12 protein-coding genes are annotated in these 13,126 nt (G+C 31.2%); all 12 read right to left on the bottom strand.

The features are described 5' to 3' along the window. Positions 1-1,317, bottom strand: a complete 1,317-nt coding sequence (der, locus tag ACJDU8_RS10430; RefSeq protein ID WP_406792093.1) for a ribosome biogenesis GTPase Der — start codon at positions 1,315-1,317, stop codon at positions 1-3. Between the two features lie 4 nt (positions 1,318-1,321). Further along, on the bottom strand, positions 1,322-2,656 hold the full coding sequence (locus ACJDU8_RS10435; RefSeq protein WP_406792094.1) for a DUF512 domain-containing protein: 1,335 nt from the start codon (positions 2,654-2,656) through the stop codon (positions 1,322-1,324). Positions 2,657-3,043: 387 nt separating this feature from the next. Beyond that, a complete protein-coding gene (locus ACJDU8_RS10440; protein WP_406792095.1) occupies positions 3,044-4,042 on the bottom strand; it encodes an inorganic phosphate transporter in 999 nt (332 codons plus the stop codon). Beyond that, positions 4,035-4,658, bottom strand: a complete 624-nt coding sequence (locus ACJDU8_RS10445; RefSeq protein ID WP_406792096.1) for a DUF47 domain-containing protein — start codon at positions 4,656-4,658, stop codon at positions 4,035-4,037. The genes ACJDU8_RS10440 and ACJDU8_RS10445 overlap by 8 nt, the downstream gene beginning before the upstream one ends. A 310-nt stretch (positions 4,659-4,968) precedes the next feature. Next, positions 4,969-5,625, bottom strand: a complete 657-nt coding sequence (gene phoU, locus ACJDU8_RS10450) for a phosphate signaling complex protein PhoU (RefSeq protein ID WP_406792097.1) — start codon at positions 5,623-5,625, stop codon at positions 4,969-4,971. A gap of 323 nt (positions 5,626-5,948) precedes the next feature. After that, the gene (gene pstB, locus ACJDU8_RS10455; protein WP_406792098.1) at positions 5,949-6,698 is read right to left on the bottom strand and encodes a phosphate ABC transporter ATP-binding protein PstB; all 750 of its coding nucleotides are present in this window, start codon (positions 6,696-6,698) and stop codon (positions 5,949-5,951) included. Positions 6,699-6,710: 12 nt separating this feature from the next. Next, positions 6,711-7,598, bottom strand: a complete 888-nt coding sequence (gene pstA / locus ACJDU8_RS10460) for a phosphate ABC transporter permease PstA (protein ID WP_406792099.1) — start codon at positions 7,596-7,598, stop codon at positions 6,711-6,713. Continuing rightward, positions 7,595-8,491, bottom strand: a complete 897-nt coding sequence (gene pstC, locus ACJDU8_RS10465) for a phosphate ABC transporter permease subunit PstC (RefSeq protein WP_406792100.1) — start codon at positions 8,489-8,491, stop codon at positions 7,595-7,597. Before pstC ends, pstA begins: the two co-directional genes overlap by 4 nt. A 112-nt stretch (positions 8,492-8,603) precedes the next feature. Continuing rightward, positions 8,604-9,491 carry a phosphate ABC transporter substrate-binding protein gene (locus ACJDU8_RS10470; protein ID WP_406792101.1) on the bottom strand — a complete coding sequence of 296 codons (888 nt, stop codon included), beginning with the start codon at positions 9,489-9,491 and terminating at the stop codon, positions 8,604-8,606. A 194-nt stretch (positions 9,492-9,685) separates the two neighbouring features. Beyond that, positions 9,686-11,407: a two-component system histidine kinase PnpS gene (gene pnpS / locus ACJDU8_RS10475; RefSeq protein WP_406792102.1), complete on the bottom strand. Its 1,722-nt coding sequence runs from the start codon at positions 11,405-11,407 to the stop codon at positions 9,686-9,688. An 11-nt stretch (positions 11,408-11,418) separates the two neighbouring features. Continuing rightward, positions 11,419-12,114 carry a response regulator transcription factor gene (locus ACJDU8_RS10480; protein ID WP_406792103.1) on the bottom strand — a complete coding sequence of 232 codons (696 nt, stop codon included), beginning with the start codon at positions 12,112-12,114 and terminating at the stop codon, positions 11,419-11,421. Positions 12,115-12,178: 64 nt separating this feature from the next. Then, the gene (pgeF, locus tag ACJDU8_RS10485; protein ID WP_406792104.1) at positions 12,179-12,898 is read right to left on the bottom strand and encodes a peptidoglycan editing factor PgeF; all 720 of its coding nucleotides are present in this window, start codon (positions 12,896-12,898) and stop codon (positions 12,179-12,181) included. Positions 12,899-13,126: the final 228 nt, after the last annotated feature.

A 13,126-nucleotide genomic window follows, 5' to 3' on the forward strand; every position in this document is an offset into this window, starting at 1 on the left:
TTATTCCTTCCTTTCTCTAAATTCTAACTTTATACCAGTTCCAGCAAAATCAAAACTATCCCTTAATTGATTTTCAATATATCTACTATAGGAAAAATGAATACATTTAGGATCATTTACAAAAAATACAAATGTAGGCGGTTTTATTCCTATTTGAGTTACATAATAAATTTTCAGCCTTTTGTTACCTACAACAGGTGGTTCTTTCATCATAATTATTTTACCTATTATATCATTTAGAACTCCTGTCTTTATCTGTTTGCAGTAACTATCATAACACTCTCTCACTAACTTCAAAATTTTATTTACTCTCTGACCAGTTTTTGCAGATATAAATAAATAAGGAGCATAAGACATAAAAGAAAGACTATTTCCTATATTAGTTTTGTATTTATCTACGGTCTTGGTATCTTTATCTATTAAATCCCATTTATTAATAACTACCATTATGGCTTTATTCAATTCATGTGCATACCCTATTATTTTTTCGTCTTGTTCACTTATATCCTGAGTAGCATCTAACATTAGTATACATACATCTGCCCTTTCTACTGCAGTATATGTTCTTATAACACTATACTTTTCTATCTCTTCTTTAACTTTACTTTTTCTTCTAACACCTGCAGTATCTATCAATAAAAATTTTCCTTCATCTGTTTCTAAATAACTGTCTATAGCATCCCTTGTGGTACCTGGAATATCACTTACAATTACTCTTTCCTCTCCCAAAAGCTTATTTATAAGGGAAGATTTTCCTACATTAGGTTTACCTATAAATGCTATTTTTATATATTCGCTATCATCATCTTCATTACCTTCATTTCTGAAATTTTCCACTACTTTATCCAGCATATCTCCAAGTCCCAGTCCCTGAGATGCAGAGATAGATATAGGCTCTCCTATTCCCAAGTTATAAAATTCATATACATAGCTTTCTTGACTTATGTTATCTATTTTATTTACTACAAGTACTACCGGTTTTTTACTTTTTCTAAGCATTTGAGCCACTTCTCTATCTGATGCAGTAAGCCCTTCTTTTCCATCTACTATAAATATTATTACATCAGCAGTCTCTATGGCTATTTGTGCCTGTCTTCTCATTTTAGAAATTATTACATCATTATTTTCAGGTTCAATTCCTCCTGTATCAATTATAGTAAAACTATACTGCAGCCAATCCGCCTGAGCATATACTCTATCCCTTGTAACCCCCGGAGTATCTTCTACTATAGATATTCTTTTTCCTGCCAACTTATTAAATAATGTAGATTTTCCTACATTAGGTCTCCCTACTATAGCTACTATTGGTTTTCCCATTTAGCTATTCCTCCTCGCTGTTTTCATTTATAGTTTGTATTAAATTTTTTCCTGTGTAATCACATACCAGTATCTTTCTGTTTAAAGAACTCTCTAATTCCTCTAAAGTCACATCGTCTAAAAATACTCTTTTCTGTGATTCTGAAAGCTCATATCCTTTTCTCAGCATACAATCCGGTATAATTAAATAGCTTCCTAAAGTTTCATATTTCAATTGCTCTAATATATCCTTTGCAGTAACAAGTCCTGCTACAGTTATAGTGTTACCAAAGAAATTATTTATTATTTTTTTTACATTAATTATTATACGGGGATTTTTTTTCATTATTTTCTCAGTTGAACTTTTTATTTCTTCATAGGCTAAAGCCCCTGTTATGAAGGTAAATGAACCTTTTACCTTTGCACTTAAATTTTTAAGCTCATTTGTTATATTATCCCTAAAAATTCTCACCATGCCTACACCATCTTCTAATTGATTATAATTTCCATAAAATTCCGAAGGTGGAATATCCCTATTTGAAACAATATAAAATTCATCTGAAAATCTTACAAAAGGAGTCCCTATTTCTTTTATATACTTTTTTTGAAGTTCTTCTGCAATTTGTAACTGCTTGGCTGCAGAATTTTTATCATATTGATTTAAATTAAAAAGCCCCTGTCTATATTTTGTAATTCCCACAGGTACTACTGCTACATTTTCCACCCCAGGATATAACTTATAAAGATCTTCTATAGTTTTTCTTAATTCCTGGCCATCATTTATATTAGGACATAACACCACCTGACAATTCACTTTTATATGATTTTTTGTAAGCCTTTGCAGCAGATTATATATATCTCCTGCAAATTTATTATTTATCATCTTTATTCTCAACTTAGGATTAGTGGTATGCACCGATACATTTATAGGACTTATTTTATATTTAATTATTCTATCTATATCATCCTTGCTCATATTTGTAAGCGTCACAAAATTTCCTTGAAGAAATGCCAGTCTAGAATCATCATCTTTAAAATAAAGAGTTTTTCTCATTCCTTTGGGCATCTGATCTATAAAACAAAAAATACAATTATTATGACAGCTTCTAGGTTTATCTAAAATTGCCTCTTCAAATTCCACTCCTAAATCCTGGTCATATTCCTTCTCTATTTCCAACTCCCATATATCTCCACTTTTCTTTTTGATTTGAACTTCCACATATTCATCACTTATGAGAAATTTATAATCTATTATATCCTTAACTTCCATATTATTAATAGCTACCAGGTAATCTCCCACTTCTATTTCCACTTCTTCAGCAATACTTCCAGATTTAATTGCCTTAATTTTATTTTTCATGTATACAACTCCCGTTTAAAATTTTTACTTTAGAAACTTTAAAATAGAGTGCTATTAAAAGAAACGCTTTATACATTTAGAATATAACCTAATATACCTATTTAGTCAATTATTAAACTTTTTAAGTATATCAAGTGATTCTTAGGTTCAGGTGGAGTTTGCTTATGAGAACTGCTTTTCTCCAGCTGAACCTTAGAAGAACTTATCCAGGCGCGTAGCAGTGCTTATCCCCCACTTTGATAGAAAAGCAGAGAACCAAAATTTTTAATTTTGTGTGAATCGCTTTCACAGAGTGAGATGGGGGGGTTAGCAGTGGTAGCGATCGGATAAACCAAAAAAATAAAAAAAATCTCTCTAAGATTTATATAGAAGAGATTTTTTTTAAAATTAAATTAAATTTATCAAGAATATTAAACCTCCGGAAATAAAAGCACAACCGGGTATGGTAACTATCCAGGTAAAAACTATATCCTTTACTACAGCCCACCTTACTGCCGAAAACCTTTTAGCAGCTCCAACCCCCATTATAGCCGTAGTTATTATGTGTGTTGTACTAACCGGTGCATTAAACATAGTAGCTGTAAATATTACTGTAGATGCACCCATTTCTGCTGAGAAACCATTTACAGGTGCGATTCTAGCCATTTTAGAACCCATAGTTTTTATTATCTTCTTGCCTCCAAGACTTGTACCCAAAGCCATGGCAAGTGCACAGCAGACTTTTACCCAGAAAGGAACAGCAAATACCTTGATAAAACCTGCGCTGACTAGGGTCATAGTTATAACTCCCATGGTTTTTTGCGCATCATTTCCACCATGATTAAGAGCTATTAACATTGCAGATACTATTTGAGCTTTTGAAAAAATTTTTGTTACTGTACTTGGTCTTGTATTTCTCAAAATCATATTGATTATAGTCATAAACACAAAACCTATTATAAATCCTATTATAGGTGACAAGATAAGCCAAAGTATGACTTTTACAAAAAGACTCCACCAATTAATTATTAGAAAAGAACTCTTATACACAATAGCAGACCCAACTAATCCTCCTATAAGTGCATGAGAAGAGCTGCTTGGTATTCCAAAATACCAAGTTAGTAAATTCCAGATTATTGCTCCCATAAGTGCTGCTATAATTACACTTTGAGTAATATCATTAGGGTTAACTATACCCTTTCCTACTGTTTGTGCAACTTTTACACTCATAAAAGCCCCTATAAAATTAAAAAAAGCCGACATCACTACTGCCGTTTTCAGCGTCATTACCCTAGTAGATACACAACAGGCTATAGCATTGGCACTATCGTGGAAACCATTTATTGTATCAAATATTAATGCAATTACTATTATTACTATTGTTAAAATCAAAGCACTGTCAAGCATTTTTCATTACTACCCCTTCAATAACATTAGCTAAATCTTCACAAGCATCCAGTGTATCTTCTAAACATTGATATATTTCTCTCCATTTTATAACATCTATAACTTCCATATTTATTCTAAATATATCTCCAATAGCTTTTCTTGAAACTACATCTCCTTCTTCTTCTATTCTATTTACTTCTATTATTCTCTTGGCCAGCTGTTTACTGTTTTTCATATTTTTTAATTCTTCCATTATAAGAATTAGTTCCTTACAGCAGTCAACTATCATTTTTCCTAAAACAACAGCTTCTTCAGTACACTTATTTACATTAAACATAACAAACCTGCTAGCTGTGGATTCTATGTAGTCAATAATATCATCTGTATCCTTTGCTATAACATATATATCCTCTCTATCAAATGGAGTAATGAATGTACTATTTAATTGTTCTAGTATTTCGTGCTGTTTTTTATCTCCCTCGTGTTCCACCTCTTTTATTTTTTTTAAATTTTCTTCTGAATTTTCAAGATCATTCAAAAAATCCAATAACATTTTTGCAGCTTTATAAGCAATATTTGCAGTTTGTACAAAAAAGTCATAAAACTTGTCTTCTTTTGGAGTAAAAGTGAACATTATATCCCTCCTGGCATTGAAAGTATACATTTTCGACCTTATAAAGTATAACATAAATTTAACAAAAATTAAATAAAAAATTTCATACTTAATTTAATATGTATGTAATAACTATTGCATATATTAAAGCTTTCTTCTAATTCTATAAGCTTTAACAATATTTTATTGTTAACCTAAGTTTAACATAACAATTTATATTATAAATAAATCCGTCTGACTAGTGTATATATATTCAGTGAATAAAATTCAAAAAAATAAAGATTTTCGATATACACCGAAAATCTCATAAATTTAAGCTTCTATATCCCAGCTATTCATTTAGATCCTTCTGTTCTCCTGTAACTAAATATATGGTTCCTTCGCATATATTGGTTACATGATCTGCTACTCTCTCTAAATATTTACATACAAATATGAGCTGGGTCATCTGATTTATTTTACTGTGATCCTCTATCATAATTTCTATCATTTCTTTAAATACATTTTTATATAACCTATCTACCTCATCATCCATCTTGCAAGATTCATAAGCTTCTTCTACATTTGTATCCACATAAGCATCCAATGCCCTTTTTATCATATCATTAACTATTTTAGATATTTTAGATATATCTATTAGTTTTTTTACATACTTTTCATTTTTTAATCTTATAGTTATTTTAGCTATATCTACAGCATAATCTGCCATCCTCTCCAGATCTGTTATTATTCTGGCAGTTGTAAATATTGTTCTCAAGTCTATGGCAAGTGGCTGTTCTTTTGCAGTTAGTTTTATACATTTATTCTCTATTTCTTTATACAGATTATCTACTAAATCATCATTTTTTATAGTCTGCTTTGCTAACTGCTCATCCTGTTTTACCAGGGCTTCAATACACTGATGAATTTGTTTTTCAACCATACTTCCCATTCTCAATACATCATTATGCATCTCTTCTAATGCGTAGTCAAATGCTGTTCTCGTCATAATATCCACCTCTTTTCAGTTATTAATTTTATTATGCCATATATTACAGTTTTTAAAAATACTTTTTATATCAAGTGATTCTTAGGTTCAGATGGAATTTGCTTACTAAGAAATGCTTTTCTCCACCTGAACCTTATTAACAGTATTCTTAGTGTCTTTAGCACTTAGAATACATTATCCTTTAGGGGAAGAACTTATCCAGGCGCGTAGCAGTGCTTATCTCCCACTTTGATAGAAAAGCAGAGAACCAAAATTTTTAATTTTGTGTGAATCGCTTTCACAGAGTGCGATGGGAGTATTAGCAATGGTAGCGCTCGGGTGAATTAACCAAATCTCCCTGTAATGTAATCTTCTGTCCTTTTATCTTTAGGCTTGTAGAAAATATTTTCAGTTTTTTCAGCTTCAATAATTTCTCCATTTAAAAAGAAAGCAGTATAATCGGATATCCTTCCAGCCTGCTGCATATTATGGGTTACTATTATTATAGTATACTTTTTCTTTAAAATGTCCATAAGTTCTTCTATTTTTAATGTAGATATAGGATCTAAAGCTGAAGTAGGCTCATCCATTAAAAGTACATCCGGTTGTACTGCAAGAGTTCTTGCTATACACAGCCTTTGCTGCTGGCCTCCTGACAGTCCTAATGCATTTTTATCCAATCTATCTTTTACCTCGTCCCAGATAGCTGCATCCTTAAGACTATTTTCTACTAATTCATCTAGTACACCTTTTTTATTTATCCCATGTATTCTTGGACCATAGGCTACATTGTTATATATGGACATAGGAAAAGGGTTGGGACTTTGAAATACCATTCCAATTCTTTTTCTTAAATCTATTACATCATAATCCTCATATATATTTTTACCCTCAAAAAACACTTTTCCTTCAATTTTAACTGAATCTATCAAATCATTCATTCTATTTAAAGTTCTTAAAAAAGTTGATTTTCCGCACCCTGAAGGTCCTATTAAAGCTGTAACAGAATTTTTCTTCACATCTAAATTTATTTTCTTAAGTGCCTGATTAGAGCCATAATATAAATCAAGGTCTTCTGTCCGTATTATATTCATTAATTCTCCTCCTTATTTCTTTCCAGTATATGATTCATATATTTTTTTCCCTAATATCCTAGCTATAAGATTAAAAAGTAATACCATAATTACTAAAACTGCAGAAGCCTTATTAGCTATCTGGGCTGCGTCAGGTACCATTCCTTCTGAATTTAATTTCCATATATATACTGCTAAAGTTTCTGCAGGTCTCATTATACTGAAAGAAGAACTTTTATCAATCAAGCTTATATAGGAAAAATTTAATTTAGGTGCACTCATACCTGCAGTGTATAAAAGTGCTGCAGCCTCTCCAAATATTCTACCTGCAGCAAGTATTACACCTGTAGATATCTGTGGTATAGCCGATGGAAGAATTATTTTTGATATAGTCTGCCATGTAGTTGCCCCCAAGCCTAGGCTGGCCTCTTTTACAGGACCTGCTGCAGCAGTTATGGCATTTTCACTTACCCTGGTTAAAGCAGGTAAATTTAATACAGATATTGCAAAAGCCCCTGATAAAAGAGTAAAGCCCCAATTTGTCATATTTACAAATATTAAAAGGCCGAATAATCCAACCACAATAGAGGGTAATGAAGCCATAGTTTCTATACTCAACCTAACTATATTTAAAAATATTCCTTCCTTTGCATATTGGGATAAATATATTCCCGCCCCTATTCCAAAAGGAACACTTATAAATAAAGCCACTATTAACATATAAAAAGAATTAAATAACTGGGGGCCTATGCCTCCTCCAGCTTCTCCAAATTTTGCTTCACCAAATAAAAAAGATGGTTTCAAAAATCCCGCACCTTTAAATAGTATATATCCTATTAAAATTACCAAAATGACTACTATAAAAGCAGATACTCCGTAAAAAACTCCAGTCCAGAATTTGTCCTTCATTTTAGCATTCATCTTTTAACTTCACTCCTTTTTCCTATAGCTTTTATTATTAAAATGAAAATAAAAGAAACTATTAAAAGAAATAATGCCAGAGACCATAATGCATCATTCCATGCAGTTCCAGATACTGTGTTTCCCATATCCATAGTTAAAATACTTGTCATGGTAGATGTAGGATCTAAGAGGCCTTTAGGAAATTTTATAGTATTTCCTATTACCATTTGTACTGCCAATGCTTCTCCAAAAGCCCTAGCAATCCCTAATACTACTCCAGTAAGTATACCATTTTTTGCAGATGGAACTATTACTTTACTTATAGTCTGCCACCTGGTTGCACCTAATCCATAAGATGCTTCCATATAACTTCTTGGAATAGTTTTTACTGCGTCTGCAGATATACTGGCTATAGTAGGTAGTATCATTACACTTAATACCAGTATACCTGCCATTAAACTAAATCCAATTCCATGAAAACTTCTTTTTAGAAATGGAATAAGTACACTAAACCCTATCCAACCATACACAACTGAAGGTATACCTACAAACAATTCCAGTGAAGGCTGTAATATTCTGGCCCCTATTTTAGGAGATATGTAATGCATAAATACTGCCAGTGCTATACTTATAGGAGCACTTATTATAACTGCCCCTAAAGAAACAAAGGTAGAACCTGCAAAAAATATAAGTGCCCCAAGCTTTGGGGTATTACTATCCGGTACCCACTGAGAAGTAAATAAAAATTCTAATATAGGGTATCCTCTTTTTACAAAAGTTGCTACACCTTTTGAAGTTATAAAGACTATTATACTTAACGTAAGAATTATAATCATAACTCCACAAAATGTAGCAAAACCTTTTCCTAAATATTCACTTTTTAGTTTATGCCACAATGATTTATTTCCCATATTCACCAACCTCAAAATCATATTTTAATAGTAAAACATGCCAGTATAGTCACTGATTACTCTTTAAAATTTTTTAGTTAACTGGCTGTGTACACAGCCAGTTAATTCATTTCTATTTCATATCGCTCATTGGAATATATCCAAGTTTCTTTACAGTTTCTTTATTTTCATCACTTAGTACATAATCTATATATGCTTTTGTCAAATCTTTTGCTTCTCCTTTTGTATACATATGTTCATAAGACCAAAACGGATATTTTCCTGAAATTATGTTTTCTGAAGTAGCTTCAACTCCTTCTATCTTTAAAGCTTTAACATTATTTTTAACTGCATCTGTTAAATATGATAAAGCCAGATAACTTATAGAACCTTCTGTTGTCTTAATAGCATTTTCTACATTTCCATTAGAATCTTGGGTTGTTCCAAGACCTTCCTTTTCCTCTTTTCCGCCCATTACAGTATCTTTAAATGTAGCTCTGGTACCTGATGACTTGGTCCTGTTTATAACATTTATTTTCATATCACTTCCGCCTACATCTTTCCAATTAGTAACTTCTCCTGTAAATATCTTCTGTATTTGATCCTTAGTTAGAGAGTCAACATTTACATTAGGATTTACTACTACTGCAAAGCCTATAGCACAAACCTTATGATCTACCAGCTGTTTTGCATCACTTGCTGATAATTTTGATTCTGCTGTTACATCAGAGTTCCCTATATTTGCAGTACCTTGAAGCACTAAATTTAATCCTGTTCCGCTTCCTCCACCCTGAACATTAATAGTTGCCTTAGGGTTTTTTTCTGAAAATGTTTTGCCAATTTGTTCAGCCAATGGTTGAAGTGCAGTAGAACCGGCTAAAGTTATTGAACCAGATACTTCCTGATTAGTATTCTTTTGTTCACCTTCTGTGCTAGTATTTCCTCCACAACCTGCAAATATTCCCGTGGTTACGGTAATAGCCACAGCTGTTATAAAAGTTCTTAATATTTTTTTGTTCATAATAACATAGACCTCCTTAAGATTTGCCCGTTAACTTTGTAAAATAAAATAAAAATAATAAATTAAAATTATCATTAATTTCTACAGTATTTATAATATTCCACAAAGGTTAATGCTTTATTATAGCTATGTTAATTAAAATTAACATCCAATATTAAAATATACTGGATGTTATCTCCATTAGTAATTTTCAATTACATGTTTTCATCTCTGTTAATATCTAAAGGTATTTTAACTGTAAACTTACTTCCTTTGCCAACTTCACTTTCTAATTCTATAGTTCCACTAAATTTTAGAAGAATATGTTTTACTATAGCAAGACCTAAGCCAGTTCCTCCCTGGCTTCTAGACCTAGCTTTGTCAACTCTATAAAATCTTTCAAATAATCTCTCCTGGTGGTCTTTTGAAATTCCAACTCCATTGTCTTCTACCCATATCAAACAATCATTATCCTTAAGTGATGTACCAATTTTCACCATTCCTCCATCATTAGTATATTTTATTGCATTATCTACTAAATTTATAATCATCTGTTTAAATCTATCCGCATCTCCCAATATATCGGGGAGTTTATAATTTATTTTCTTAATTTTTATATGTTTTTTTCCGGCAGCAGTTTCCATCATACAGCATACATCATTTATTATTTGATTTATATTTATAAGTTCCACTTTATCCATCTCATTGCTTTCTATATGAGAAAGTATGAGTATATCATTTATTAACCTTGTAAGTCTATCTGCTTCATCATCTATTATATTTAAGAATTTATTTCTATTTTTTGCATCCTCTACATATTTTAAGGTTTCAGCAAATCCTTTTATAGATGTAAGAGGAGTCTTTAATTCATGGGATACATTGGCCACAAACTGAGATCTCATATTCTCCAGCTTTTTTATATCTGTTATATCTTGAACCACTGCTACTATGCCTATTTTTTCATCTCCATTTATAATATAGTCAGTTTTTATCCTTAAATCCCTTTCTTTAGGTCTTAATATTTTAATCTCACCATATTCTTTTTTTACACTTTTAAATATACTTTCCAACTCAAAATCCCTTATACTATCCATTAAGTTTTCCCCTATTATATCTTTAGAAATACCAAATATTTTTTTTGCATATGGATTTATTATTATAATTTTATAATTGCTATCCACAGCTATTACACCGCTATCCATACTTTTAAGTATAGCTTCTAATTTATTTCTCTTATCCACAGAATCCCTTAAGGTACTTTGAAGTTCATCTGCCATATGATTAAAAGTCTTACTAAGTTCACCTATTTCATCTTCTGAATTAACTATAACTCTTTTGTTTAAATTTCCACTTGCTATACTAAAGGTAGTACACTTAAGTTCTTTCAATGGTTTTACTATAGATTTTGAAAGTCTTGAGGCAAAAGCTAAAGACATTAATATGGAAAAGAACATTATAAACACATAATATCTAAGATAATTATTTTCAAATCCTTTAATTGTCTGCATGGTTAATGCACTTCGTACTACATACCCATTTCCAAATGCAGTGGCAAAATACAGTGTTTTTTTACCTGTAGTATCACTTGTTCTAATGTCATAACCAGTTCCTTCTTTTCTAGCCTCCTGTACTTCTTTTCTTGAATTATGATTATTCATAGTACTTTCTAGAGCTACAGAATCTCCAAGCACTTTTCCATTTTTATTTATAATAGTTTCCCTTGTAATTTCACTTTGAAAATTTTCTTTTAAAAAACTACTTTTATCCTCTATTTTCTGATTTCTCATTATATTTATTATGATTTCATTATTTAATTTTAAAGTATCTTTCATATTTTTTATATATTCATGATTTTCAATTACTATAAATAATAAGGTAGTTATAAGCATACTAAATGCAAGAGTAGCTAACATATACAACATCAATTTTCTTTTCATTTCATCACCAGTTACTCTTTCCAGTTAAATCTATATCCAATTCCACGTATGGTTTCAATGTATTTAGGCTTTTTATCACAATTCTCTATTTTTTGTCTTATATGCCTTATATGCACATCCACAGTTCTAGTTTCCCCTACATATTCATATCCCCATATTTTATCAAGTAGAAAATCTCTAGTCATAACTCTTCCTTTATTCTTTATAAGCATTTGCAAAAGTTCAAATTCCTTTAATGTTAATTCCACTTTTTCACCGTTCTTAAGTACTTCATGTCTGTCAAAATCTATACTTATTTCTCCAAACACATAATATCTATCTAAAGTTTTTATCATGGTTCTTCTGAGTATGGCTTTTACCCTCGCTACTAATTCTCTTACAGAAAAAGGCTTTGTAATATAATCGTCTGCTCCAAGTTCCAACCCTAGTACTTTATCAAATTCCTCTCCTCTGGCAGTTATCATAATTACAGGAGTAGATGATATAGATTCATCTCTCCTTATTTCTTTACATATATCATACCCGTCCATTCCTGGAAGCATAACATCCAGTAAAATAAGTTTAGGTCTTTCCTCCTTTGCAATTTTCAGCGCCTCTACTCCATCTGAGGCTACAATAGTCTTATATCCGTTATTTTCAAGATTAAACTTAATAAGTTCGCATATATGCTCTTCATCATCTACTATTAGTATTTTTTCTTTTGACATAAACACACCCCTTTTGTGTAATTCACAGTTCACTGCCTAAAATGCACAATTAATCATAATATAATTAATTTACAGAAGGATTAAGGTAAACAAAAGAAAACAATCTTCCCCCATATTTATTTTTCCTGTAAGAATACAATTCATATTCTGTATTACATGCAGTACAAACATCTAAACAATTTATATTTTCATATTTTACCCCCTTACTTTGTAATTGGTGTAAAATACATTTTTTCAAACTCAGTTTACGTCCTTCAAATATCTTTTTATCTCTGTAAAAAGGTGAATTTTTAAATTCATGTATTACTTCTTCTCCCACTTCATAACAGGAATTGCAGATATGTGGTCCTATACAGGCTGTTATATTTAAAGGATCACTTTTAAAATCCCTTTGCAGCTTTTCCAATGTCTTTAAAACAATACATCCTAAGGTGCCCCTCCACCCACTATGGACTGCCGCTACAACTTTCTCTTTTCTATCGTACAAAATTATGGGAACACAATCTGCATTAAAGACTCCCACAGCCTCATAAGGCATATTTGTAATTATTCCGTCTGCGTCTTCTAATCTACCCCTATAAATTATACTGTCACAGCCATGGACCTGATTTAGATATCCTATATTTCTCAAATTAAACCATTTTTTTAAATTTTCAATATTTTTTCTACCTATATCTTCTGATTTATTAAAGTTCAAGTTATTTTTAGCTGTTGAAAATACTGCCTCTGCCCCTTTAAGATCTATCTTTATAAATTCATATCCTTCAACTAAAATTCTCTCCATATTTTCCTCCATATTTAATGTTATCATTAAGAATACTTTAAATATATTTTAACATTGTTTATGAATCAATAGCAGTATATATATAAATTTAACTTTTTTTAACTTTGGCTTAACAAATCATCACCACCCGTAAAACGGGTGGTTTGCTCAACCCTATAAGGGCATGTTACTGGCTGTGCTACTCGCACACTGAACGGTGTGCCAACCGCATATGCCTTTACAGGCTGC

Source organism: Candidatus Clostridium eludens, from assembly GCF_045310515.1.
Lineage (GTDB): Bacteria > Bacillota > Clostridia > Clostridiales > Clostridiaceae > Clostridium_B > Clostridium_B eludens.